27 protein-coding genes and 1 tRNA gene are annotated in these 24,279 nt (G+C 73.9%); 19 read left to right on the top strand and 9 right to left on the bottom strand.

Annotated elements, in window-relative coordinates:
* Nucleotides 1-62: 62 nt before the first annotated feature.
* Nucleotides 63-299 (bottom strand): hypothetical protein, encoded by a 237-nt coding sequence (locus tag ACWF41_RS06555; RefSeq protein WP_380347110.1) that lies wholly within the window; start codon nt 297-299, stop codon nt 63-65.
* Nucleotides 300-371: 72 nt separating this feature from the next.
* On the opposite strand from ACWF41_RS06555, the gene ACWF41_RS06550 reads away from it, so the two are divergent.
* From ACWF41_RS06550 to ACWF41_RS06540, 3 genes are all read left to right on the top strand, one after another.
* Nucleotides 372-842, top strand: coding sequence for a MarR family winged helix-turn-helix transcriptional regulator (locus tag ACWF41_RS06550; protein WP_380323104.1), 471 nt, complete (start codon nt 372-374; stop codon nt 840-842).
* A 228-nt stretch (nt 843-1,070) separates the two neighbouring features.
* Nucleotides 1,071-3,200, top strand: a complete 2,130-nt coding sequence (locus tag ACWF41_RS06545; protein WP_380323101.1) for a hypothetical protein — start codon at nt 1,071-1,073, stop codon at nt 3,198-3,200.
* Nucleotides 3,201-3,249: 49 nt separating this feature from the next.
* The gene (locus ACWF41_RS06540; RefSeq protein WP_380323098.1) at nt 3,250-4,311 is read left to right on the top strand and encodes a Gfo/Idh/MocA family protein; all 1,062 of its coding nucleotides are present in this window, start codon (nt 3,250-3,252) and stop codon (nt 4,309-4,311) included.
* 12 nt (nt 4,312-4,323) lie between these two features.
* On the opposite strand, the gene ACWF41_RS06535 is transcribed toward ACWF41_RS06540, so the two are convergent.
* Nucleotides 4,324-4,734, bottom strand: a complete 411-nt coding sequence (locus ACWF41_RS06535; protein WP_380323095.1) for a pyridoxamine 5'-phosphate oxidase family protein — start codon at nt 4,732-4,734, stop codon at nt 4,324-4,326.
* A gap of 140 nt (nt 4,735-4,874) precedes the next feature.
* On the opposite strand from ACWF41_RS06535, the gene tmk reads away from it, so the two are divergent.
* The 5 genes from tmk to ACWF41_RS06510 all read left to right on the top strand — a co-directional run bounded on the left by tmk (nt 4,875) and on the right by ACWF41_RS06510 (nt 10,813).
* On the top strand, nt 4,875-5,576 hold the full coding sequence (tmk, locus tag ACWF41_RS06530; protein ID WP_380323092.1) for a dTMP kinase: 702 nt from the start codon (nt 4,875-4,877) through the stop codon (nt 5,574-5,576).
* Entirely contained in the window at nt 5,573-6,724 is a 1,152-nt protein-coding gene (locus ACWF41_RS06525; protein ID WP_380323089.1) for a DNA polymerase III subunit delta', read from the top strand. Before tmk ends, ACWF41_RS06525 begins: the two co-directional genes overlap by 4 nt.
* A 129-nt stretch (nt 6,725-6,853) precedes the next feature.
* Nucleotides 6,854-8,539 (top strand): enoyl-CoA hydratase-related protein, encoded by a 1,686-nt coding sequence (locus ACWF41_RS06520; RefSeq protein WP_380323087.1) that lies wholly within the window; start codon nt 6,854-6,856, stop codon nt 8,537-8,539.
* The gene (locus tag ACWF41_RS06515) at nt 8,536-9,147 is read left to right on the top strand and encodes a hypothetical protein (protein ID WP_380323084.1); all 612 of its coding nucleotides are present in this window, start codon (nt 8,536-8,538) and stop codon (nt 9,145-9,147) included. Before ACWF41_RS06520 ends, ACWF41_RS06515 begins: the two co-directional genes overlap by 4 nt.
* A gap of 79 nt (nt 9,148-9,226) precedes the next feature.
* Complete coding sequence (locus ACWF41_RS06510) at nt 9,227-10,813, top strand: alpha/beta hydrolase (protein WP_380323081.1); 1,587 nt, start codon at nt 9,227-9,229, stop codon at nt 10,811-10,813.
* Nucleotides 10,814-10,831: 18 nt separating this feature from the next.
* On the opposite strand, the gene ACWF41_RS06505 is transcribed toward ACWF41_RS06510, so the two are convergent.
* Complete coding sequence (locus ACWF41_RS06505) at nt 10,832-11,743, bottom strand: PrsW family intramembrane metalloprotease (RefSeq protein WP_380323078.1); 912 nt, start codon at nt 11,741-11,743, stop codon at nt 10,832-10,834.
* Nucleotides 11,744-11,947: 204 nt separating this feature from the next.
* On the opposite strand from ACWF41_RS06505, the gene ACWF41_RS06500 reads away from it, so the two are divergent.
* Nucleotides 11,948-12,020 (top strand) — tRNA-Thr (locus ACWF41_RS06500).
* Between the two features lie 115 nt (nt 12,021-12,135).
* On the opposite strand, the gene ACWF41_RS06495 is transcribed toward ACWF41_RS06500, so the two are convergent.
* On the bottom strand, nt 12,136-12,354 hold the full coding sequence (locus ACWF41_RS06495; RefSeq protein ID WP_380323075.1) for a hypothetical protein: 219 nt from the start codon (nt 12,352-12,354) through the stop codon (nt 12,136-12,138).
* A 106-nt stretch (nt 12,355-12,460) separates the two neighbouring features.
* Between ACWF41_RS06495 and ACWF41_RS06490 the strand changes: the two genes are divergently transcribed.
* From ACWF41_RS06490 to ACWF41_RS06480, 3 genes are all read left to right on the top strand, one after another.
* Nucleotides 12,461-13,435, top strand: a complete 975-nt coding sequence (locus ACWF41_RS06490; RefSeq protein WP_380323072.1) for a hypothetical protein — start codon at nt 12,461-12,463, stop codon at nt 13,433-13,435.
* Nucleotides 13,436-13,466: 31 nt separating this feature from the next.
* Entirely contained in the window at nt 13,467-13,688 is a 222-nt protein-coding gene (locus tag ACWF41_RS06485) for a hypothetical protein (RefSeq protein ID WP_380323069.1), read from the top strand.
* A gap of 108 nt (nt 13,689-13,796) precedes the next feature.
* Entirely contained in the window at nt 13,797-14,159 is a 363-nt protein-coding gene (locus ACWF41_RS06480; protein WP_380323066.1) for an ImmA/IrrE family metallo-endopeptidase, read from the top strand.
* A 122-nt stretch (nt 14,160-14,281) separates the two neighbouring features.
* Here the strand turns inward: ACWF41_RS06480 and ACWF41_RS06475 are convergent, their stop codons facing one another.
* Complete coding sequence (locus ACWF41_RS06475; RefSeq protein ID WP_380323063.1) at nt 14,282-14,662, bottom strand: site-specific integrase; 381 nt, start codon at nt 14,660-14,662, stop codon at nt 14,282-14,284.
* Between the two features lie 176 nt (nt 14,663-14,838).
* Between ACWF41_RS06475 and ACWF41_RS06470 the strand changes: the two genes are divergently transcribed.
* From ACWF41_RS06470 to ACWF41_RS06460, 3 genes are all read left to right on the top strand, one after another.
* Entirely contained in the window at nt 14,839-15,489 is a 651-nt protein-coding gene (locus ACWF41_RS06470; protein ID WP_380323060.1) for a hypothetical protein, read from the top strand.
* A complete protein-coding gene (locus ACWF41_RS06465; protein WP_380323057.1) occupies nt 15,486-16,664 on the top strand; it encodes a PrsW family intramembrane metalloprotease in 1,179 nt (392 codons plus the stop codon). Before ACWF41_RS06470 ends, ACWF41_RS06465 begins: the two co-directional genes overlap by 4 nt.
* Nucleotides 16,665-16,738: 74 nt before the next feature.
* On the top strand, nt 16,739-17,047 hold the full coding sequence (locus ACWF41_RS06460; RefSeq protein ID WP_452182211.1) for a DUF3467 domain-containing protein: 309 nt from the start codon (nt 16,739-16,741) through the stop codon (nt 17,045-17,047).
* A 19-nt stretch (nt 17,048-17,066) separates the two neighbouring features.
* Here the strand turns inward: ACWF41_RS06460 and ACWF41_RS06455 are convergent, their stop codons facing one another.
* From ACWF41_RS06455 to ACWF41_RS06445, 3 genes are all read right to left on the bottom strand, one after another.
* The gene (locus ACWF41_RS06455; protein ID WP_380325917.1) at nt 17,067-18,461 is read right to left on the bottom strand and encodes an FtsX-like permease family protein; all 1,395 of its coding nucleotides are present in this window, start codon (nt 18,459-18,461) and stop codon (nt 17,067-17,069) included.
* Complete coding sequence (locus ACWF41_RS06450; protein WP_380325920.1) at nt 18,458-19,189, bottom strand: ABC transporter ATP-binding protein; 732 nt, start codon at nt 19,187-19,189, stop codon at nt 18,458-18,460. The genes ACWF41_RS06455 and ACWF41_RS06450 overlap by 4 nt, the downstream gene beginning before the upstream one ends.
* Before the next feature lie 118 nt (nt 19,190-19,307).
* On the bottom strand, nt 19,308-19,979 hold the full coding sequence (locus ACWF41_RS06445; protein ID WP_380325923.1) for a UdgX family uracil-DNA binding protein: 672 nt from the start codon (nt 19,977-19,979) through the stop codon (nt 19,308-19,310).
* 145 nt (nt 19,980-20,124) lie between these two features.
* Between ACWF41_RS06445 and def the strand changes: the two genes are divergently transcribed.
* Nucleotides 20,125-20,811 carry a peptide deformylase gene (gene def / locus ACWF41_RS06440; RefSeq protein ID WP_380325926.1) on the top strand — a complete coding sequence of 229 codons (687 nt, stop codon included), beginning with the start codon at nt 20,125-20,127 and terminating at the stop codon, nt 20,809-20,811.
* Nucleotides 20,812-20,850: 39 nt separating this feature from the next.
* On the opposite strand, the gene ACWF41_RS06435 is transcribed toward def, so the two are convergent.
* The gene (locus ACWF41_RS06435; protein ID WP_380325929.1) at nt 20,851-21,432 is read right to left on the bottom strand and encodes an alpha/beta hydrolase family protein; all 582 of its coding nucleotides are present in this window, start codon (nt 21,430-21,432) and stop codon (nt 20,851-20,853) included.
* Nucleotides 21,433-21,651: 219 nt separating this feature from the next.
* On the opposite strand from ACWF41_RS06435, the gene ACWF41_RS06430 reads away from it, so the two are divergent.
* From ACWF41_RS06430 to ACWF41_RS06420, 3 genes are all read left to right on the top strand, one after another.
* The gene (locus ACWF41_RS06430; RefSeq protein WP_380325932.1) at nt 21,652-22,293 is read left to right on the top strand and encodes a pentapeptide repeat-containing protein; all 642 of its coding nucleotides are present in this window, start codon (nt 21,652-21,654) and stop codon (nt 22,291-22,293) included.
* 202 nt (nt 22,294-22,495) lie between these two features.
* Entirely contained in the window at nt 22,496-23,515 is a 1,020-nt protein-coding gene (locus ACWF41_RS06425; protein ID WP_380347149.1) for a glycoside hydrolase family 43 protein, read from the top strand.
* Between the two features lie 217 nt (nt 23,516-23,732).
* Nucleotides 23,733-24,203 (top strand): hypothetical protein, encoded by a 471-nt coding sequence (locus ACWF41_RS06420; RefSeq protein ID WP_380325938.1) that lies wholly within the window; start codon nt 23,733-23,735, stop codon nt 24,201-24,203.
* Nucleotides 24,204-24,279 lie beyond the last annotated feature (76 nt).

Below are 24,279 nucleotides of genomic sequence, written 5' to 3'. Positions count from 1 at the left end.
GGCGATTGGCCCCGGTTTCCGCGGAAACCGGGGCCAATCGCCCGCTCACAGCGTCTCGGGGCTCACAGCGTCTCGGGGCGGGGGCGGTCCTCCCTCTCGACGAGGTACACGTGCCCGTCGGGCCGGGTGACGCGCTCGAGGGTGTGCCGCAGCCGGGTGTCCCGGGCGACGTCCTCCGCCGTCGGGGGGACCGGGGGCGTCCTGCGGATCGACGCCGGCCCGAAGAGGGGCAGGAAGAGCTCGGTGACCTTCATCCCCCAGGTCCGGTGGTCGCCCTCGCGACGTGCGCGCCGTGCCATGAGACTCCTCCAGCATTGCTTGGCGGTCCAACTATTGGTGCACCAACTATAGGTGCCTCGTAGGCTGTGCGCATGGACCTGCCCGCCGACCCCCTGCGCCTCGAGGCCCAGGTGTGCTTCTCCCTCTCGGCGGCCGCGCGCGCGATGGTGTCGATCTACCGGCCGATCCTCGAGCCGATGGGGCTCACGCACCCGCAGTACCTCGTGATGCTCGGCCTGTGGCAGGACGAGCGGGCGGGTGCCACGACGACGGTCACCGGGCTGTCCGCGCGCCTGCTGCTCGACCCGGGCACCCTGTCGCCGCTGCTCAAGCGCCTGGAGCGGCAGGGCCTCCTCGAGCGGCGGCGGGCCAGCGGCGACGCGCGCGTCGTCGAGCTGCACCTCACCGCCGCGGGCCGCGAGCTGCGGGCGCGGGCGGAGCAGGTCCCCGCGGCCGTCGTCGCGGCCAGCGGGCTGAGCCTGCCCGAGCTGGAGCAGGTGCGCGACGTCGCCAACCGGGTGGTCGCCGCCTCGCAGGGCGCCCAGCCCGCGGCGCAGGCCTGACGCGGACCCCCGCGACGGCGACCCGCGAAGGAGCCCGCGGCAACCACGCCCCGCCCCGCGGGCGACGGTGGTTCACTGGGCGAGGACCGCACAAGGACGTGCGGCCGCACTGCGCGGCACGGCTGCCCGGCACGACGACGTGCCCCGCCCCGCGACCGCCCGGTGCCTCCACCACCGCGCCCGTCGCGCCGCACCTCGGTCCGCGGGCCACCCCGGAGGGAACCATCCATGCTCCGTGCACCTCGCAGAGCCACCGTCCTCCTGAGCGGCGCGGGCGCGCTGCTCCTGACCTCCGCCGTCGCCCTGCCCGCGGGCGCGGCCGCCGACCCGGCCAACCTGCCGGGCGACGCCTCGATCACGCTGCCCATCAACGACAGCGCCGCGGGCGGCACGTACGACCAGGACTTCACCCGCGTGTACGACGGCACGACGCCGGACGGAACGCCCGTGTACATCTACGTCCCGGCGGGCACGCCGCTGGACGGCAGCGCGCCCGCCGGCGTCCACAGCCTCGACCCGGCGTTCGACCACGACCCCGGCGACGAGTTCGTGCCCTGCACGGACCTCACCGCCGAGGACTTCACGCTCACCCAGGCGCAGATCGACTACCTCGGCGACGAGCTGTCGGGCCAGATCGTCGCCGTCGACGAGGAGCACTACGGCTCGATGCGCGCGGCCGACCCGGCCCAGCCGCGGACGGACTCGCTGGTCATGGTCGTCTACAACGTCCAGGACGAGCTGTACTACGACTGCGAGCAGGACTCGTACACGGCGGGCTACTTCGCCCCCGACTTCATCGACTCGGTGGGCATGAACGCCATCGTGGTCGACGCCTTCGACTGGCAGAACCGGCTCGGCGGCGCCGACGCCCCGTGGAACGACGACGACCCGGACAACGACCAGCCCGAGCTGTACGAGGGCGTGGTGGCGCACGAGCTGGAGCACCTGCTCCACAACTACTCCGACCCGGGCGAGCTGTCCTGGGTGGACGAGGGCCTCGCCGACTTCGCCGTCTTCCTCAACGGGTACGACGTCGGAGGCTCGCACCTCACGTACCACCAGGTGTTCTACGCGGAGACGTCCCTGACCCGCTGGGCGGGCGGGCTGGAGAACTACGGCGCGGCCTACACCTTCTTCCAGTACCTGTGGGAGCGCGCTGGCGGCAACGGCGACGGCACGTACACGCCCGACCTCACCGATGACGGGGCCGGCGGGGACCTGCTGATCAAGCAGATCTTCGCGAACCAGGCCGACGGCATGGACGGCGTCCAGGCCGCGATCGACGCGTTCAACGCCGCCACCGGGGGAGACCTGCCCGACGCCGCCACCCTCTACCAGGACTGGGCCGTGGCCGTGTACCTCGACGACGAGGACAGCGACCTGTTCGACATCAAGGCGGTCGACTTCGGCGACCCGGCCTTCACGGACTGGACGATCGACATCGCGGACGACCAGTACTGGGAGGGCCGCGGGTCGAACCAGGGCGCGCAGCCGGACGCCAAGTGGGACCGGCGGGCGAACGGTCAGGCCCCGGTCGCGCTGCCGTACGGCATCCAGGTGGAGCGGTTCCGCAACCCCGGCCCGCGCGTCACCGTGGGGCTGGACGGCGAGGACACCTCCGAGGTGGCGCCGCACAGCGGCGACACGCACTGGTACGGCGGGTACGAGAGCCAGTCGGACAACGTGCTCGACCTCGAGACCGACGGCGCGGTGGCGAGCCTGGACTTCTGGACCTGGCACTTCATCGAGGAGGGCTGGGACTACGGCTTCGTCGAGGCGCAGGTGGGCGGCGAGTGGGTCACCGTGCCGCTCGTCGACGACGCGGGCGCCACGGTCACGACCGACGACGACCCGCACGGGAACAACACCGAGGGCAACGGCCTGACCGGGACGTCCGGCGGCGTGTACTTCGAGGACGAGCCGCAGTACGTGCACCTCACGGCGCAGCTCCCGGCGGGGGCCACGGACGTGCGGTTCCGGTACTCGACGGACGCGGCGTACCTCGACACCGGCTGGTTCGTGGACGACGTCATGGTGGACGGCGCGGCCGCGGGCGTCTCGTCCGAGGCCGGGCAGTGGGTCGAGACCAGCGGCGTGCAGGACAACAGCTGGACCGTGCAGGTGGTCGCGTCGTGCGACCTCACGCCGTCGGGCACCGACGCCTTCGAGATCGTGGACGCCGCGGGGAACCACGTCTACCGGCTCACCGGCGACGCGATCTCCCAGGCGGGCTTCGTCACGAAGTGTGCCAACGGGCCCCAGCGGGACTTCGCCACGCTGGTGTCCAACCTGCCCACCGGTGACCTGACGTTCCTCGACGCCGGGTACGACCTGTCGGTGTCGCACACCAAGAAGTAGGCGCGGGCACCCGCGCAACGGCGCGGACGAGGCGGGTACGGTGACGCCCATGACCGACGTCACACCCGCCTCGTTCGCGCCCGGACTCACCACCGACGACCTCGCCGGGACGGTGCCCGACCCGCGCACCGCGCCGGCCGTGCGGTGGGGCGTGCTGGGCGCCGGCAACATCGCCGGGTCGTTCTCCGACGGGGTGCGGGAGCACACGGCGTCGTCCGTCGTCGCCGTCGGGTCGCGCGACGTCGCGAAGGCCGAGGCGTTCGCCGCCGCCCACGCCCCGGGCGCCCGGGCCCACGGCGACTACGACGCGTTGGTGACCGACCCGGAGGTCGACGTCGTGTACGTCGCTACGCCCCACTCGCACCACCACGAGCACGCGCTCCTCGCGATCCGGGCGGGCAAGCACGTGCTCGTCGAGAAGGCCTTCACGCAGGACGCGGCGCAGGCGCGCGAGGTGCTCGACGCCGCGCGCGACGCCGGCGTCTTCGTCATGGAGGCGATGTGGACCCGCTTCCTGCCGCACGTGGCCGCGCTGCGCGGCGTCCTCGCGCGCGGCGAGATCGGGCGGGTCGTGAGCGTCATGGCCGACCACGGCCAGCAGTTCCCGTTCGCCCCCGAGCACCGGCTGTACGCGCCCGGCCTGGCCGGTGGCGCGCTGCTGGACCTCGGCGTCTACCCGGTGTCGTTCGCCCAGGACCTGCTCGGCGCGCCCGAGACCGTCACCGCGGTCGGTGCGCTCGCCGAGACGGGCGTGGACGGGCAGGTCGGCATGGTGCTGGGCTACCCGGGCGGCGTGCAGGCCACGCTGTCCACCACGCTGTGGTCGCGCACGGCGAACACGGCCGTCATCTCCGGGACCGAGGGGCGGATCGAGGTGGCGCGCACGTTCTACGCGCCGACGTCGTTCACCGTCGAGCGGCACGACGGCTCCACCTGGGCCTACGACGGGTTCCGCGGCGAGGGCAAGCAGTACCAGGCCGCCGAGGTCGCGCGCCGCGTCACGGCGGGGGAGACCCAGAGCCCGCGCATGTCGTGGGACGGCACGCTGGAGGTCATGGACACCCTCGACGAGGTGCGCCGCCAGGCGGGGGTGGTCTACCCGGGCGAGTGAGCCCGGCGGGGCTCAGCGCGTGAGGCGGCGGCCGCTCACGTCCGTCGGGGTGATGCTCACCCACACGTTCTTGCCGTCGTCCTGGAAGCTCACCAGGCCGGTGGCGCGCGCCGCGGCGAGCTCGGCGTCCGTCTCGAGGATCCGCGCGGTGCCCTTGAGGACGACGCTCGTCGCGACGCTCTCGCCCCACTCGTCGGCCTCGAACGCCACCCGCGAGTTCACCGTGAGCTCCACGAGCTTGGTCCCCGGGTGGGTGCGGAAGTAGACCACGCCGTCCGCCGCGGCGAACGTCACGGGGAAGATCTCCGTCTCCCCGCCGACCGCCGTGGCGAGGCGGCCGACGTCCTGCGTGCGAAGGAAGTCCCAGCAGGCTTCCTCCGTCAGGAACTCGACGGGCTGGCTGGGCGACGATGCGGCGGGCATGCGGCCTCCTGGGACGACGGGCGGTGTCCACCCATCGTCGCGCCCCGGCGGCCGCGCCGCCCGTCGGGCCCGGGTGGGGTGGGTCACGCGGGCGCGGCGACGCGCGTCGCGGTGTCACCGCCACCGACTACCGTGTCTGCGTGAGCAGCGCACCCGGGTACTTCGTCTCGTTCGAGGGCGGCGACGGCGTCGGCAAGTCGACGCACGTCCGGCTGCTGGGCGACTGGTTGCACGAGGTGACGGGCCGGGAGGTCGTCGTGACGCGCGAGCCGGGCGGCACCGAGCTCGGCCTCGAGCTGCGCCGGCACGTGCTGCACGGCGACGACATGGACCCGCGCAGCGAGGCGCTGCTGTACGCGGCGGACCGCGCCCACCACGTCGCGACGGTCGTGCGGCCGGCGCTGGAGCGCGGCGCCGTCGTCGTCACGGACCGGTACCTCGACTCGTCGGTGGCGTACCAGGCGGGCGGCCGGGAGCTGTCCGAGGAGGAGATCGAGGCGCTGTCCCTGTGGGCCACCCGGGACCTGCTGCCCGACGTCACGGTGCTGCTCGACCTCGACCCGGTCGTCGGTGCCGCCCGCCTGTCGGGGGAGCCGGACCGGCTGGAGCGGGCCGGCGACGAGTTCCACCGGCGCACGCGAGAGACGTTCCTGCGCCGCGCGGCGGCGGACCCCGGGCGCTGGGTCGTGGTGGACGCGTCCGCGCCGCTCGACGACGTGCAGGCACAGGTGCGCGTGGACGTCGCGGCCCGTCTCGACCTCACGCCGGTGGTCGAGGAGGCCACGTCCGGCCCGGTCGCCGAGGCCGACGAGGCCTCCGCCGCGGGGGAGGGGCACGCATGAGCGTGTGGGACGACGTCGTCGGCCAGCCCGACGCGGTCGCCCTGCTGCGCCGTGCCGCGACCGACGCCGCCGCGATGACGCACGCGTGGCTGGTCACCGGGCCGCCCGGCTCGGGTCGCTCCGTGGCGGCGCGCGCCTTCGCGGCGGCCCTGCAGTGCACGGGGACCGACGGCGAGACCGGCGGGTGCGGCCGCTGCCACGCGTGCACGACGACGCTCGCCGGGACCCACCCGGACCTGACGGTCGTCGCCACGGACAAGGTGGTCATCACCGTCGCGGAGGTGCGCGACCTCATCATGACGGCGTCGCGCACGCCGTCGTCGGGCCGCTTCCGCGTCATCGTCGTCGAGGACGCCGACCGGATGGCCGAGCGCACCACGAACGTGCTGCTCAAGGCCATCGAGGAGCCCCCGCCGCACACCGTGTGGGTGCTGTGCGCCCCGAGCGCCCAGGACGTGCTGCCGACCATCCGGTCCCGCTGCCGGGGCGTCGTGCTGCGGGTGCCGCCCGCGAAGGACGTGGCGGACCTGCTGGTGCGCCGCGACGGCGTCGACCCGGCGGTCGCGCTGACGGCGGCGCGGGCCGCGCAGTCGCACGTCGGGCTGGCGCGCCGGCTCGCCCGCGACGGCGACGCCCGCGCGCGCCGCGACGCCGTGCTCGAGGTGGCGCGCCGGATCCGCGGGGTCGGGGACGCCGTCCTCGCGGCGGGCGAGCTGGTGGACGTCGCCAAGGCGGAGGCCGTCGCGGCGACGGCGGAGCGGGACGCCGTCGAGAAGGCGGAGCTGCTGCGCGCCCTCGGCGTGCAGGAGGGCGACACCCTGCCGCCGCGGCTGCGCTCGCAGCTCAAGCAGCTCGAGGACGACCAGAAGCGTCGCGCCACGCGGCGCCAACGCGACGTCCTCGACCGGTCGATGGTGGACCTGCTGTCCCTGTACCGCGACGTCCTCGTGGTGCAGCTCGGGGCCACGGTCGACCTCGTGAACGCCGAGCACGACGCGACCGTGCGCGCGCTCGCCGCCGACTCGACGCCGGAGCAGACGATCCGCCGGATGGACGCGATCGGCACGGCGCGCGAGCGCCTCGAGGGCAACGTCGCACCGCTGCTGGCCCTCGAGGCGATGACCGTCGCCCTGCGCCCGCAGGGCTGAACGGCAGCGCCGAACCGCAGGCCGAACCGCGGGCCGAACCGGCCGATAGTTGCCTCATCACCCCCCGATGCTGTGAGGTGTTCCGCGGCGGGGGCCATGGTGGCCCCCGTGACCTGACTGGGGGTTGGCATGAGGATCCTGCTGCTCGTCTCGGCGTTCAACGGGCTCACGCAGCGCGTGTGGGGACATCTGACGGACCGGGGGCACGACGTCGGGGTGGAGCTCGCCCCGGCGTTCGCCGCGCCGGAGGACCTGGTCGCGCGGGTCGAGGAGATCGGCCCGGACCTGATCCTGGCGCCGTTCCTCAAGCACCGGGTCCCCGAGGACGTCTGGCGTCGCTGGACCACGGTCGTCGTGCACCCGGGCCCGGTCGGCGACCGCGGGCCGTCGTCGCTCGACCACGCGATCCTCGACGGCCGCGAGCGGTGGGGCGTGACCGCCCTGTCCACGGTGGAGGAGATGGACGCCGGCCCCGTGTGGGCGACGTCGACGTTCGCGATGCCGTCGCCGCCGGTCGCCAAGAGCGCCCTCTACAACGGGCTCGTCGCGGACGCCGCGATGGCGTGCGTCGACGAGGTGCTGCGCAAGGTCGCCGCGGGCGAGCCGCCCGTCCCCGCCGACGAGCTCGAGGCCGAGGTGCCCGGCACCGGCGAGCTGCCGCTGCTGCGCCGGGCCGCGTTCGAGCTGGACCTCGGCCGCCCGGCCGCGGAGCTCGCGCGCACGATCGCGGCCGCCGACGGCGCCCCCGGCGCCCCCGCGACCGTCGGCGGCGCACGGTTCTGCCTGTTCGACGCCGTGGCGACGCCCGAGACGATCGCCCCGGGCGCGGAGCCCGGCACGGTCGTGGGCCGCGACGAGGACGCCGTCGCGCTCGCGACCGGCGACGGCACGCTCTGGGTCGGGTACGCCGCCACGCTGGGCACGAAGCGCGGCACCAAGCTGCCCGCCGCGTGGGTGCTCGACGTCGCCGGCGTCCCGTTCCACCCCGCGCCCCGGGAGCTGGCCGAGTCGGTCTACGAGCGGGACGGGGACGTCGGGTACCTGACGATCCGCTCGTACAGCGGGGCCATGCACACGCAGCAGTGCCGCCGCCTGACCACGGCCGTCGAGAAGGCGCTCACCGAGGACACGCGGGTGCTCGTGGTGCGCGGCACGGAGCACGCGTTCTCCAACGGCATCCACCTGGGCGCCATCGAGGCGGCCGAGGACCCGGCCGCCGAGGCGTGGGCCAACATCCAGGCCATCGACGACCTGTGCGAGGCGATCGCGCGCGCCGACCAGCTCACCGTCGCCGCGTTCACCGCGAACGCCGGAGCCGGCGGGGTGATGGCCGGCCTGTGCGCGGACGTCGTCGTCGCCCGCGACGGCGTGGTGCTGAACCCGTACTACGACATGGGCATCTTCGGGTCCGAGCTGCACACGTGGACCGTGGCGTCGCGGTTGGGCGAGGTCGACGCCGACCGGCTGCTGGGCGCCAAGCTGCCCGTGTCCGTCGCGGAGGCGGCGCGCCTCGGGCTGGTGGACGCCGTCGGGCCGCGCGACCCCGCCCTGTTCGCCGCCTGGCTCACCGACCGCGCCGCCGCGCTCGCGACGCCCGAGGGGCTGGCCGAGGCCCGCGCAGCCGCGCAGGTGCGTGCGCCGCGTCGCCCGCTGTCCTACTACCGCACGGTGGAGCTCGCGGAGATGGCGCGGGACCTGTTCGACGACCGGCGCGGGTTCGGGGCCAAGCGTCGCGACTTCCTGCGCAAGGTCGCGCCGGCGGCGACGCCGGACCGGTTGCGGTTCGACGACGTCCGCGAGACGGTCGCCGGATGACGACCCTCGCGCACCGCGCCGCCCGCGGGATCCTGCTGGCGGGCGCCGCCGGCGCGCTGGCCCTGCTGGTGACGGCGTGCGCGTCCGGCGACGGGGCGGGCGGGGAGGCGACGTCCGCCTCGCCGTCGTCCCCTGAGTCGGCTACGGAGTCGTCCCCGGCGTCGCCGGAGCCGACCTCGCCCGAGCCGTCCGGGACGGCGACCTCGGAGCCCGCGACACCGGCCGAGCTCGCCCCGGGCGAGCACACCCGCGGCCTGCCGGAGGGCGCGGAGGGCACGATGGACAGCCCGGCCGGCGCCGCGTGGTCGCCCACGCCGGGGGTGCTGCTGGTCGTGACGTACGGGTCGAGCACCTGCCCGCTGCTGGCGGAGGCCGAGGGCACGTGGGACTCGTCCGGTGGGACGGCGGTCGTGACGTTCGAGAAGCTGCCCGACGGTCCCTGCACGATGGACTACATGCCCACGACCAGCGCCGTCGCGCTGCCGGCGGGCGCCGACGAGGGCGCGCCGGTGGCCGTCCGGCTCGGCGACCGGGGCACCGTCGAGGTGGCGCCGCGCGGCGGCGAGGGCGAGACCGGGCCGGTCGCCTGGGTGCCCGCGAAGGGCTGAGCCGGACCTGCCCGGACGCTGCCCGGACGCTGCCCGGTCACTGGACGGACCAGCCGAGGGGCGACGGTAGGTTGGGCGGGTGAACTTCGACGAGCGCCGCCCGACCGCCCGCCGCACGACCACACCCCGCAGGGCCGGCCGGCGCGCGTCCGCCGTCCTCGTGGCGGGGGTGCTGCTCCTCGCCGGGTGCACGGCGCCCGCGAAGGAGCAGGCTCCTGCGGGATCGGCGTCGGGCCCGGCGGCGTCGCAGGCGCCCGACGGTTTCGAGAAGTACTACGGGCAGTCGCTCGAGTGGACCGACTGCAAGGACGGGCTCCAGTGCGCGACGGCGTCGGCCCCGCTGTCATGGCACGACGCGGGCGCGGGCAGCATCGAGCTGGCGCTGGTGCGCAACCCCGCCGACGGCAAGGACCCGGAGGGCTCGCTGCTGGTCAACCCGGGCGGCCCGGGCGCGTCGGGGGTCGACTTCGTGCGCAGCGACGCCGAGAACGACGGCGCCACGTTCGGCAAGAAGCTGCAGGACGCGTTCGACATCGTCGGGTTCGACCCGCGGGGCGTGCAGGACTCGACACCCGTGAGGTGCTTCGACGACGCGCGCAAGGACGAGTCGCTGGCCAAGGACTTCGACCCGAGCACCGACGACGGGCTGAAGGCCATGGAGGCGGAGTCCCGCGCGTGGGGCGAGGCGTGCGCCGAGCACACCGGCGACGTCCTCGGGCAGGTCGACACGCAGAGCGCCGCCCGGGACATGGACATGCTGCGCGCCGTCCTCGGCGACGACCAGCTGCACTACCTCGGGTACTCGTACGGCACGCAGCTCGGCGCCACCTACGCGGGCCTGTTCCCGGACCGCGCGGGCCGCCTGGTGCTGGACGGCGCCATCGACACGACGCTCTCCTCGGACCAGATCTCCGCCGGGCAGGCGGTCGGCTTCGAGAACGCCCTGCGCGCGTACGTGGCGGACTGCCAGGCCGGCAAGGGCTGCCCCCTGCCGGGGACGGTGGACGACGGCATGCAGCGGATCAAGGCCCTCTTCGACCAGGCGTACGAGCACCCGCTGCCCACCTCCGACGCCGACCGCCCCGTGACCCGCACGCTCGCGTTCTACGGCGTCGCCCTGACGCTGTACAACCAGGCGAACTGGCCCGTCCTCACGCAGGCGCTCACCGAGGCGATCACGGAGGGGACGGGCGACACCCTGCTGTACCTCGCCGACGCGTACAACGACCGGAACGCCGACGGCACGTACTCGTCGAACTCGTCCGAGGCGTTCAAGGCCGTCGGCTGCCTGGACGACCGGGGCACGACGGACGCCGACGAGATGCGCGCCGAGGCGGCCCAGATCGAGAAGCAGGCGCCGACCGTCGGCGAGTTCTTCGCCTACGGGGGCACGTCGTGCGCCGACTGGCCGGTGCCGATGCCGAAGAAGGAGTTCGACGTCCACGCGAAGGGCGCGGCGCCGATCGTCGTCGTCGGCACCACCAACGACCCGGCCACCCCGTACGTGTGGGCGCAGGGCCTGGCGAAGACGCTGGACTCCGGCGTGCTCGTCACCTACGAGGGCGAGGGCCACACCGCGTACTCGCCGTCGCGGCCGTGCGTGGCGGACGTCGTCGAGTCGTACCTCGTGGACGGCGACGTCCCGAAGGACGGCACCACCTGCTGACGCCCTCGGGTGCCGCCGTCAGGCGGTCCGGGGGTGCGGGGCGGGCTCGCGGTCGCGGGCCCAGTGCCGCAGCGCGAGGACGCCGAGCACGGAGATGACGACCAGCCCCACCACGTAGAACACGGTGGACCACGTCCCGGCGTTGTCCGCCGTCGCCGGCAGCAGCTGGCCGTAGGCGAGCTCGTAGTGCAGGCCGCCGGTGACCTTGATCGCGAGCCACGCGGACAGGAAGCCCATCGAGTCCCACAGGGCGTGCAGGCCGACGACGGTCAGGTAGGCCAGGAGCACGCCCCCCGTGAAGCGGTACTTGCCCGCCGCCGAGGCGGCGCCGAAGATCGCCGCGCCCAGGACGGCCGTCCACAGCACGTGCCCGACGGGGGTGAGGAGGCCGCGCACCGCCTCCGTCTGGAGCAGGGAGTTCAGGTCGATCTGGCCCAGGCGGGTGAGGCTGGCGTTGAACGCGTAGCCGGCGGACTCGAAGGCGGCGAACCCGGCGCCGACCACCGCGCCCAGGAGCGCGCCCTTGAGGCCGGTCTTCTGGGCGACGCGCGCGCCGACCACCAGGAAGACGGCGATCTTCACGGCCTCCTCGATCGCGCCCACGCCCACGTAGATCCACCACGACGGCGACAGGTGCGACTCCAGGATCGACGCGCCCAGCACACCGAAGATCCCGCCGAAGAAGAACGCCGACAGCAGCAGCATGATGTCGATCGAGCCGTGCGCCCGCTCGACGACGAACAGCACCACCGTGAACGGCACCAGGAAGCTGCCGAGCAGGATGACCGTCGGGATGAGGTTCGAGTTCTGCGTGGACGCCGTCACGGCGGCCGTGACGGCCCACAGCAGGATGCCGAGGATCAGGGACTTCCACCACCAGCCCTTGCCTGTCGGCACGGCGACCCCCTGGGGCGCGGGCGTGGGGTTCATGGGTCGTCCTCCAGACGGGTCGGCAGAGCGGCGGCGTGGCCCTGCGTAGGGTGCTCCACAGCGTGCTGAGCACGAGTATGCGGAGGTCAGCGCGCGCTGTCGCGCGGAAGTGGAGATCGCTCCCCGGACCGGGTTTGGAGAGCGCCCCGCGCGTCAGGTACTGTGGGCGCGCTCGTTGATCCGGCTGCGGCCGGCGACAGCGACGCCGCCTTAGCTCAGTCGGTAGAGCGATTCACTCGTAATGAATAGGTCATCAGTTCGATTCTGATAGGCGGCTCCGACACCGAAACGGCCCGGCACCTGCGAAAACAGGCGCCGGGCCGCTTCGCGTTCCGGGGCTCACGGTCGGGGGCATCCGGCCATTTGTCCGGCCGATCGGCATCGGAGCTGCATCAGCCCTCGGAGACGCGCACGGTGATGAGCCGTTCGCCGTCGCGCAGCTGCTCACGAAGCAGCCCCATCCCACCGTCGTACGTCGCCGCCTCGACCTCGACGTCGCGCACCGCTGTCTCCTGGGTGCCGGAGTTGTCGGCGGGGATGGTCTCGATGTGCGAGCGCAGGATCTCGAGTCGAGAGCGTAGTCCGTCCTCAGTGCCGAGCTGCCGCCGCACGGCGGCGGAGAGTTCCGGGTCGCGGTGGGTCGGTCGTCCACAGGCACCTCCCTGGGCCCGGGAGATTCACCCGCCGAACGCGGTCGCGGGCGCCCTACTGTGAGGCATGGGCGACGACGACTACACGTTCCGGCTCCGGTTCCGTCTGGCCGGGCCTGCGATCGGGCATGACGCGCCAGAGTTCGACCTCGGCGCGAGTGCAGGGCTCGATGAGGGTCGCGTCGTGCTCCGGTCTGCCGACGGCGATATGCCGATCGTGGGCACGCGTGAACTCTGCTTGCTGGGGCGTGGGTTCGCGACCGAACAGGACGCCGCGGACGCCGCGCGCGAGTGGGAGGCAGCCCTGCAAGTCGGCTTCGCCACCAGGAGGGTCGGCGCTGACTTCGGCGTCAGGACGGCCCCGATGGGCGGCCTGACACCTGGAGGGGTAGCGCTCCTGTTTCCGGACGGTGACCAGGAAGTGCGGCGGGAACGCCTCGGTATCCACACGTTCGAGTCTGAAACCGAGCCGCTCTTCGCTTCACTGTCGGCGCAGATTGAAATCGTGACTCCGATCGATGACCTCGCGGAGTTGATCGCGGACGCGCGTCATCGCGGCCCCGACGTCGACGAGAAGACGCGCACGTCCTACGCGATGTACTCGGCGGCCATGACCCTCAGCGACCCGGATGCCCGCTTCATGATGCTCATGACCGCGTACGAAGTGCTCGTCACCCAGCGCCCTCTGTCGCCAGAGGCCCGCGAGTACCTCGACATGCTTGCGGCGCAAACGGCAGAGGCGGCCATCCCCGACGACGAGCGGGAAGTGATACGGGGTGGGCTCGGGTGGTTGAAGCACCAGTCGATCTCGAGCGCCGGGCGCGACCTCGCGGACACGCTCGGCGACCGCGAGTACGACGGCAGGTCACCGAGCAAGTTCTTCACGTACGCCTACAACGTCCGAGGCAAGCTGGTGCACGGGGAGGACCCGCCCCGCGAGGAGGTGACGCGGCTGACCGGAGTCCTTGTGCAAATGGTGGGCGACCTGCTCAGCCTGCGCCCCGAGGAGGCTGCACCTGTCGAGCCGGCGGAGCCGAAGTAGCGGGTCGGCGAACGTACGTCGAGCAGGGGGGATGCGCTACTTCGCCGAACTGCTCCACGGCAAGCGGGTCGCCGCCGAGAGCTTCCGCGGCACGAACCCGTTCGTCGAGGCTCGACCCATCGAAGGCACCGACGAGGTGCTCATCCTGTCGAAGGGGCGCCTCGCCGACGACCCGGACGTCGGCGACTACGTGCGCGCGGCGCGCGACCGCGACGATGACGCGGAGGTCGAGGCGCAGCAGGTGGAGCCGTGATGGTCGCGGGCGCGTCGACGTGCACTCAGGAGCCCGAGGCACTAGAAGTGGACGCGTGACGCTCGAGGAACTGATCGCAGCAGCCGACGAGCTCGGCATGCGCGTGAAGTGGGACAACCTCGGTCGCCGTGCGGGGAGTTGCGGCGCTCCGGTCTCGTCTTGCTCAACCACCGCAAGAGCGTCCTGACGCAGCGGTGCACCCTCGCCCATGAGATGGGGCACTGGTCCCTCGGGCACGACTGGACGCTCTACCACGACGTCGAGCGCGACGAGCTGGCCGCGGACGCGTGGGCCGCCCGCCTGCTCATCAGTGCCGTCGACTACGCGCTCGCCGAGCGGCTCCACGGGCCGCACGCCGGCGCGATTGCGCGCGAGCTCGACGTCTCGACCCGGCTCGTCGAGGTGTGGCGCTGGGAGGTGTGGCGGCGTCCCGCGCCCTCCCGGGCCGGCCGCCATCTCCGAGCGGTGTAGCGAGCCAGCTCGACCCTGGCGACGTCAGAGATTCCCGACACCTGCGGATGTCAGCGATTGCCGACATTGCAGCGATTGTCACCGCCGAGCGGCATCAACTCCTGCGCCTGGACCGCCGCCGCTCAAGCCTCAAGCCCCAGGCGGCCGGCGGCGCCCGCCAGTGCTGCGTGTGTGCGTGTCCGGTCGGTGTGGAGGTACGCCTTCGTCGACAGGATGCTCGCGTGCCCGAGGATCGCCGTGATCGTCGTGTCGTCCACCCGGCCCATGCGCAGCAGGGTCGCCGCCGTGTGGCGCGCCTCGTACAGGTCCGGCCGCCGCCCGATGATCTCCGGCCCATCTTCACGCCGCGACGGCTCGGTGACCGCGACGTGAGCCTCGTCGGTGATCTCGTACCAGGCGGCGCGATCGTCATCGTCACGCCGCGGGCGGCCATCGGCCTGCGGCCAGACGAGCCCGTGGCGGTTCTGATAGGCGGCTCCCCCCTCGAAGGCCCTGGTTCTCACGAGCCAGGGCCTTCGTCGCACGTCCCGCCGGCGGGACCGGCAGACCCCCGCCGGGTGGTTCTCCCGCGTTCGCCGCGCGCATCCGCGCGGCGCGTGTGATCTTTCGACTGTCGCGCGACTCCGCACGGCCCCGTGGTCGACGAGCCCGGCTCGTCCCGTGCCTCCCGAGGAGGACCATGCAGTCGGATCTCGTCACCGAGGGCGCGAGCCCGCCGCCGGACTGGGTGCCGGTGGAGCGTCGCTGGCTGGGGATGGACCGCAGGACGCTGCTGCCGGCGGCGATCGTCGTCGTGCTGGTCGCGCTGGCGATGTGGGGGCTGCCGGCTCTCGACCGCGCGGTGCCCGTGGACGACCCCGCCCAGGCGGGCGACGTGGTGCGGGTCGGGGACGTCGAGTTCGACCCGGCGGCCGGGTGGAACCTCGACTCGGGCGTGCTCGCGTCGGACCCGCCCGAGTCCGGGGGGTTCCCGGACACCGCGCAGGTGTCCAAGGACGGCTTCGTGTTCTCCGTCGCCTCCGACGAGTTCGACGGGACGCCCCGAGAGCTGATGGCGCAGCTGCAGAAGAACAACGAGCGTCTGAAGAACGGCGCCACCATCGACATGGGGCAGGTCGAGACGTTCCAGACCGCCCAGGGCGAGCGGGGCGTCGCCGGCCGGTTCACGTTCACGGGCGGGACGGGGCTGATCGCCGCCTACGTCTTCGACGGCACCGGCGTCGAGGTGGTCCTCACCGGGCCGGTCGAGACCGACGACGCGCAGCTCGAGGGCGACGTCGTGAGCATGATCCGCTCGATCCGTCCCGTCACCGAGGTGGAGGCGCCATGACCCGCACGGACCTGCTCGACCGTCGCGCGCAGGTGGCCGAGGACGTCGGTTGGGGGCAGCGCGTCTCGTGGAACCAGCCGCGCAACGCGTGCCTGTGGGTGTTCGTGGCGGTGATCGCCTACGGCCTCTGGTACACCGTGTCGCAGGTGCGCAGCCAGGGCCCGGCCTACGGGGCGCCGCTGGGCATCTCGGCCGCGATCTTCAGCGTGTACGCGGTGCTGTTCTGGTGGTTCACCACCCACATCGACCGCTACTCCCGCCAGCCGCTCGACCTGCGGGTCGCCGCGTTCCTCTGGGGCGGGTTCGCCGCGACCTGGGCGATCGCGCTGCACGGGAACTCCGCGCTCATCAACCTCTACAGCAAGCTCGGCGACCCGGCGTTCGCCGTCGACTGGGGCGCGGGCCTCGCCGCCCCCTTCATGGAGGAGTGGGGCAAGGGCGCCGGCGTCCTGCTGCTGATGTTCATCGCGCCGCGCGTGCTGCGCACGGCGTTCGACGGGTTCGTCATCGGGGCGTTCGTCGGCCTCGGGTTCGAGATCCTCGAAGACATCCTCTACGCGTTGAACTCCGCCCCTGACGGCTTCGGCGTCGACCCCGTCGGCTCCAGCCTGCACACCGTGCTGCTCCGGCTCGGCACCGGGTTCACGTCGCACATCCTCTACTCGGCGATCTTCGGGGCCGGGGTGGTCTACCTCGTGGGCACCGTCGCGCAGCGGCGCCGCGTCGGGCGCGGGCTCCTGCTCTGCCTGGTCGCGATGGCGTTGCACTGGGCGTGGGACAGCACCGCGGCGCTGGCGGGTGGAGGGGCGTTCATCCCTGCGCTGCTGGCGCTGCAGGTCGTCGTCGCGATCGTGATCGTCCTGCTCGTCTTCCATGTGGTCGTCGGCCCGGAGCGGGCGGCCATGCGCGACCTCATGGCGCCCGAGGTCGACGACGGCACGCTCACCGCCGACGAGGCGGACGCCCTCGCGGGCGCGTGGAAGCAGCGGCGCGCGTACCGGCGCGGGGGCGGGCTGCGCGACCGGCGTCGTCGAGGGCACCGTCTCGAGGCGGCGAAGGACCTCGCCGACGCATTGGGCACGGCGCAGGGGCGGGAGACGGAGCGGGTGGCGTTCGCGCGCGCGGAACTCGGCCGGTTCCGGGCAGACGGGGCGAGCGGGCAGCCGGCGTCGTGAGCGGCGGCGCGCCCGGGCCCGCGCCCGGGGCGCGCCGCTGGTGCAGCAGGGCCGCCGTGGGTCACAGTGGCGGCATGGCCGGCAACGAGGTGAAGTTCCAGATCGACGTCCCCACGGAGCTGGAGGGCGGTGTGCCCGCGGACTTCGCGTCGCTGTGGCACACGTCGACGTCGTTCGTCATCGACTTCGTCGCGGCCACGAAGCCGCCGCAGCCGGTGACCGACCCCGACACGGGGGCGGTCACCGGCCGCGTGGTGCCGGGGAAGGTGGTGTCGCGCGTACGGATCCCCCCGCAGCAGGTGTTCGAGCTGGCGCGGGCGCTCACCCAGCAGCTCGACGCCTGGGAGCGCGAGACCGGCAAGAAGACCGACGGCGGCGCCTGAGCGCCCGGGGCCGGCCGGCTCAGAGCGCGCGCTCGGGCCGGGCGAGGATGCCCGGCACGAGGCGGGCGGCGAGGGCCGCGGCGCCGCGGACGGCGAGGAACCCGAGCGCGAACACGGCCAGCGCGGTGGCGATCGCGACCGGGTTGACGAAGACCGCCATCCCGACCAGCGGGAACATCAGCACCGCCGCGCACAGCGCCGAGCCGCCCGCCACCATCCACAGCGCCGACATCACGGCACGCCGGGACGCCTCGGTCATCACCGAGCGCGGCATGCCGAGCCGGTCGAGCGAGACGTGCACGGCCGCGCGGTCGAGGGTCGAGGCCGCCTGGTTGATGCCCACCGAGCACGCGACCATGAGGAACGACACCGCCACGGTGACGAGGACGCCGGTCGAGACGTCCTGCATGAGCCAGCGCTCGTCGGCATCCATGCCCTCGGTCGACGTCATGGAGGTCATGGCGAGGCCGACGGCGCCGAAGACACCGACGAAGCTGGTCATCGCGACGCCGCTGACCTGACGCCACGCGACCTTCGGGTCCTCGAGGATCATGCGGGCGGCGAGCAGCCGGGGCACGGTCTGGGCCTTGCGCACCTGCCGACGGGCGCGCACCCGCACGAACCACGGGCCCAGGGCGTCCAGGGCCAGCAGCATGCCGCCGAAGATCGCCGCCATCGTGCCGATGATCGCGACGATGCCGCCCATCTCCCCGAGCGCGCCCAGCATCTGCATGAGCAGGAGGCCGGCCAGGAGCACGCCCACGGCGATCACCACGCGCACCCAGTGCGCGGTGCCCGGCCGCTGCCGCGTGCGCACGCCCAGCGGCGTCACGACGACGGCCCGCAGCCCGACGACGGCGCTCGCGGCGGCCAGCAGCGTCACGCCGAGCACGGCGAGCGGCAGCCACCACCACGGCACCCACATCTGCGCGCCGAGGGCTTCGCCGCGGAAGTGCAGCAGCCCCACGAGCGGCGCGAGCACCGCGTACAGCACGACGCCGACGACGGCGCCGAGCAGCGCGGTGACGGCCGCCTCGAGCACGGTGAGCGCGGTGATGGTGCCGGTGGTGGCGCCGAGCAGGCGCAGGGACGCGAGCCGCTCGTCGCGGCGGCGGGCGGCGAGCCGGGCGGCCGACGCGCCGACGGTCGCGAGCGGCACGAGGAGCAGCACGACCGCGATGACGGCGAGCGACTCGTAGGTGGAGGCCAGGTCGTCGTCCCAGCGGAAGAAGGCCTGCGCCCCGCCCAGGACCACGAGCAGCAGGGCGGTGACCACGCCGAACGCGGCCACGGGCAGGGCGGTGGCGAGCCGGTCGCCGTCGCGCCGCCGGAACAGCGGGGCGAGCCGGAGCGCGGTGGTCAGCGGGCCGGTGGCTCGCGCGCCGGGGACGGACGGGGGCACGGTGATGGTCATCGCGCGGCCTCGGCGGTGGTTGCTGCGTTGGTCGCGGCGGCGGCGGCCGTGTCCGAGACGACACGGCCGTCGCGCAGCACGACGGTGCGGGCGCAGCGGCGCGCGACGTCGGCGTCGTGCGTGACGACGACGAGCGTGCGGCCCTGGGCGGTCGCGGAGAGGAGCAGGTCGAGGACCTCGACGGAGGTGGCGGAGTCCAGCGCGCCGGTCGGCTCGTCGGCGAAGATCAGCCGGGCCCCGGTGACCTGGGCGCGCGCGATGGCGACGCGCTGCGCCTGCCCGCCGGACAGCTCGCCGAGGCGCCGCTGCTCCAGGCCCGCGAGGCCGAGGTGCTGCAGCCACTGCGCCGCCTCCGCCTCCGCCTGCCCGCGCGGCACGCCCGCGAGCATCCGGGCGACGGCCACGTTCTCCAGCGCCGTCAGCTCGTCGAGCAGGAGGCCCTGCTGGAAGACGAAGCCGAGCTCCTCGCGCCGCAGCCGGGACCGCTCGGCGTCGTCCAGCGACTCGACGCGCACCGGCCCGCCCGCCGACGCGAACGTCACCGATCCCGACGTGGGGCGCAGGATGCCGGCGAGGCAGTGCAGCAGCGTCGTCTTGCCGGAGCCGGAGGCGCCCATGATCGCCACGGACTCGCCCTGGGCGATGTCGAGGTCCACGCCGTCCAGGGCGGGGGTGACCCCGCCGGGGTACCGCATCGTCAGGCCGCGAGCGCTCAGCAGAGGTGTCATGCCACCTACCTTCGCGCCGGGCGCGGGCGGGGCGCGTCGGACCACGAGCGGATTCGTCGTCGGGTCGGGTCCCCCTGCGGTATGACTTGCCCCTCAGGGGAGCCCCGGGCGGGCAGGGTCAGGCGACGTGCGCGGCGCGCGCGGCGGTGGTGAGGTCGACGACCAGGGAGCCGAAGGCGTCGTCCCAGCCGGATCGGTCGCGCAGCCGCAGCAGGGCCGACGGGTGCGTCGTCACGACGACGGCCGCGCCGCCCGAGGAGCCGTCCTCCGGGGCGTCCAGCACGCGGCCCCGCAGCTCGCCGATCCGGGCCGGTCGCCCGAGCAGCGCCCGCGCCGCGGTGGCCCCCAGGGCGACGGCGACCCGCGGTCGGACGACGGCCAGCTCGGCCTCGAGCCACGGCAGACAGGCGCGGACGTGTGCGACGCCAGGGGTCTTGTGCAGCCGCCGCCGCCCGCGCTCGGGCAGCTCGACGTACCGGAAGTGCTTCACCGCGTTCGTCAGGTAGACGGCTCCGGCGTCGAGGCCCGCGGCCTCGAGCGCGTCGTCGAGCACCCTCCCGGCTGGTCCGACGAAGGGCTCGCCCTCGCGGTCCTCCTGGTCGCCGGGCTGCTCGCCGACCAGCGCGAGGGCGGCGTCCGCAGGCCCGGAGGAGAACACCACCTGGGTGGTGTCGTGCCAGAGCTCGCAGCCTCGGCACCGGTGCGCCGCGCGCGCGAGGGCGTCGATGCCGGGCGTGCCGTCGGGGACCCAGCGGCCCCCGCCGGGGCGGTCGGTCGGGGGACGGGCCACGAGCTCCTCCGGGCGTTCGACGAGGGGGCACGGTCAGGATGGCGCGCCTGGCGAATGCTCGCCGACCGGCGGACGCCCCGCCCGCCCCGCCCGCCGGGACGTGACCCGGGCGCGGGTGCCCGTCCTGCTCGCCTAGGCTTGCCGCATGGCTTGGAGCTTCGGTCGTCGTCGGCCCACCACGTACCTGCTGGGCGAGCCGGTGGACCCGTACCCGGCCCAGGCGCCGGAGGCCGCGCGCGGACGCGTGCTGCGGATCACCGAGATCGGCGAGCCCGTGCTGCACACCCCCGCCGCCACGGTCGAGGAGTTCTCCACCCCGGAGCTCGCCCGCCTGATCGACGACATGTTCGCCACGATGGAGAACGCCGAGGGAGTGGGCCTCGCCGCTCCGCAGGTGGGCGTCGGGATCCGGCTGTTCGTCTACGACGTCACCGACGAGCGGGGCGACCGGCACGTGGGGCACGTCGTGAACCCGGTGCTCGAGATGGACCTCGACGCCGAGCCCGAGACCGAGGACGAGGGCTGCCTGTCCGTGCCCGGCGCCTACGAGCCGCTCGAGCGGCCCGGCGCCGCCACCGTCCGCGGCGTCGACCAGCACGGCGGCCCCGTGCAGCTGTCGGGCAGCGGGTTCCTGGCCCGCGCCTTCATCCACGAGTCGCAGCACCTGGACGGCACCCTCTACTGGGACCACCTGTCGCCCGAGCTGCAGGCCGACGCCCTGCGCCAGCGCGACGAGGAGCGCCCGGGCATCGTCGCCGGCCGCCGCGAGCTCGCCGTCGAGCTGGGCAAGAAGCCCGCCGAGTACCCGGACCGTCCCGCCGGCGGCCGCTGAGCCACGCTCGATCCCTGGTCGAGGCTCGCGACCGAGGGCTCAGAGCGTGCGGACCCAGTCCGCGACGGCGGCCGCGACCTCGTCGTCCTTGCCGCGCACGTCGTGGGCACCGGGGAGGGTGACCGTCGTGACGGGGCCGGGGACCGCCGCCGCGTGCTCGGCCAGCTCCGCCGGCGTGCCGAAGGGGTCGCGGTCGCCGGAGACGAACAGCACCGGCACGTCGAGCTGCGGGAAGTGCTCGACCCGCAGCTTCTCGGGCTTGCCCGGCGGGTGCAGCGGGTAGCTCAGCAGCACCAGGCCCGCGGACGGCAGGCCCTCGGCCACCGCCATCGAGCACATCCGGCCGCCGTACGACCGGCCGCCCAGCAGCAGCGCGTCCGTGCCGGCGCCGAGCGCGGCGGCGAGCCGCTCCGCCTCCGCGCGCAGGTGCGCGACCGCGACCGGCGGGCGGTCCGGCATCCGCTTGCCCGCCAACCGGTACGGGAAGTCGACCCGCTCGGTCGGCAGCGGCGGGTCGAGGTCGGCCAGCCGGCGCTCCACCGCGACCAGCGTGTGGTGGTCGCGGCTCGCGCCCGCGCCGGGGGTGAGGATCAGGCCTCGGGGCGTCGTCGTGGAGGGCACGGGTCCAGTGTCACCCGAGCCCCGCGAGGTAGTTCAGACCTCCGCGAGGTAGTTCCCCTTCTCGCGAGATAGTCCGCAATCTCACGAGGTAGTTCGCGAAGGGCAGAGGATTGCCCGCAATGCCTGAGATGTACGAACTACCTCGCGGGGATCCGGACTACCTCGCGGAGATCTGAACTACCTCGCGGGGGTGTCGCCGGCGGCGGCTAGCGTGCGGGCATGAACGAGGTCGAGCGGGACGGCATCGAGCCCGACAGCATCGAGCCCGGCAGCATCGAGCCCGGGAGCACCGTGCGCGGCGAGGACTGGTACGGGCGGGACCTGTCCGGGCTGGCGCTCCAGGAGGTGGAGCTGGTCGACGTGGACCTCACCGAGGCGACGGCCACCGGCGCGACGTTCGACCAGTGCACGTTCCGCGGGGTGCGGTTCAACGCCTCGGTGTGGACGGAGTGCGCGTTCATCGGGTGCGCGTTCAGCCGCGCCAACCTGTTCGACGCGCGGTTCGGGCGCTGCAAGCTGGTCGGCTCGCGCTTCGACGACTGCCGCTTCGACCTGCTGCACGCGGAGCGCGGCGACTGGTCGTTCGTGACGCTGCGGCGGGCGGCGCTCGCGGGCGTGCACCTCGAGAACCTGCGGATGCGCGAGGCCGACCTCGACGGCGCGCGCCTGTCCGGGGCGTCGGTGCTGGGCGTCGACCTGTCGGGCGCCGAGCTGACCGACGTCGACCTGAGCGGCGCCGTCCTGCGCGGCAGCGACCTGTCCGCGCTGGACCCGCGCGCGGCGCGGCTGGCGGGCGCCGTCGTCGACCCCGCCCAGGCGGTGGTGCTGGCCGAGGCGCTGGGGCTCGTCGTCACGCCCTGACGCGACCGAGGGTGCCCGACGGCGCCCGCCGGAAGTGGGCCTCGTCACACCACCGTCGCCCCCGCGCAGGTCCTGGCGCCGATCCTCCGGCGGCCGTCGCGGACGTCACCGCGCGGGCCATTTACATCGTTTACATTTCTTCGGAGCAGCGCCGCTGAGACGACGCCGGACCAGTGCAGGACACCGGAGGATGAGACAGCCCATGACGGACCAGGTCACGGTCAACCCGATCGTGCTGCAGCGCGCCGACCCATGCGTGCTCCGGCACCGGGGCGCCTACTACTTCACCGGTTCCCACCCGCAGTACGACCGCATCGTGCTGCGCCGCGCCGAGCGGCTCGAGGACCTGCAGGCCGCCGACGAGGTCACCATCTGGGAGCGGCACGCCGAGGGGCCGCAGTCGCACCTGATCTGGGCGCCCGAGATCCACCGGGTCGACGGGAGGTGGTACGTCTACTTCGCGGCCGCGCCGGACGAGTCCGTCACCACGGACGTGCCGGGCACCGACGACACCTTCAACCACCGCGTCTTCGTCCTCGAGAACTCCGCCGACGACCCGTTCGACGGCGAGTGGACCGACCGCGGCCAGGTCGACACCGGCTGGGAGTCGTTCGCGCTGGACGCCACGAGCTTCGTGCACGAGGGCGCGCAGTACCTCGTCTGGGCGCAGCAGCACCCGGAGGTCAAGGGGCACTCCAACCTGTACATCGCCCGCATGGCGAACCCGTGGACTCTCGCGACGCCCGCCGTCGAGCTCACGCACCCCGAGCTCGACTGGGAGACCCGGGGCTTCTGGGTCAACGAGGGCCCGTCCGTCCTCGTGCGCCACGGCCGCGTCTTCCTCACCTACTCGGGCGCCGCCACCGGCATCGACTACGCGATGGGCCTGCTCACCGCCGACGCCGGCGCAGACCTCCTCGACCCCGCGTCGTGGACCAAGAGCCCCGAGCCCGTCTTCGTGTCCGACCCCGCCGCCGGCCAGTACGGCCCCGGCCACAACTCGTTCACGGAGACGCCCGACGGCGACGCCGTCCTCGTCTACCACGCGCGGACCTACACGGAGATCGTCGGCGACCCGCTGCGCGACCCCAACCGGCACGCCCGCGCGCAGGTGCTGCCCTTCGACGCAGACGGCCACCCCGTGTGGGGCACGCCCGTCGCCGACACCCGCCCGACCCCCACCTCCACCGAGGTCCTCCCCGCCGACGGAGCCTTCCGATGACCACCACCACCGCGGCGCCCGGGAGCGCCGAGCCCCGGGCCCGGGACTCGCTGCGCAAGCCTCCTCATGCGTGACGACCGCCGGCACCCGCCCCTCGCCGAACAGGCAGTTGACACCGTGATGGCGCTCTGCGGAGCACCATCACGGTGTCAACTGCCTGTTCGGCGTCCCGGGCGGAGGACGCGCGGCGCGTGGTCGGCGGTGCCACAGTGGGCGCATGACCGCACCGCTCGTCGTCCGGGCCCTCGCCCTGGGCGTGGCCGCCGGGTCCCGCGCGACGCTCGGCGTCGCCGCACCGCTGCTCGGCCCGGCCCCCGCGCACCGGCATCCCACGCACGGCCTGCGCCGGCCCGCGAGCGTGCTGCGGCTGGTCGCGGGGCTCGCCGTCGCCGGGGAGCTCGTCGGGGACAAGCTGCCCGCCACACCCAGCCGCCTGGACGCGTCCGGTCCCGACGTCCGCGCCGGGAGCGGCGCCGCGGGCGGGCTGCTGCTCGCCGTCCGGCACCACGCCACCGCCGCCTCCACCGTCGCGGCCGGGCTCGCGGGCGCCGTCGGTGCCGTCGCCGGTACCGGCGGTGGCGCCGCCTGGCGGGCCGCCGTCGCCCGGCGAGGCTGGCCCGACCTGCCCGCCGCCCTCGCCGAGGACGCCGTCGCCCTCACGCTCGCCGCCTGGGCCACGCGCGCCTGACCCGTCAGCAGCGCCGAACAAGAGGGGGGGGGCCTGTTTCGAGGGTGCAGAGGGCGGCAACACACCCTGTGTCCAC

The sequence above is a fragment of the Isoptericola sp. NPDC055063 genome, assembly GCF_053608125.1.
Note: the sequence above shows the minus strand (reverse complement) of the source record. Positions and strands in the feature narration are given on the sequence as shown.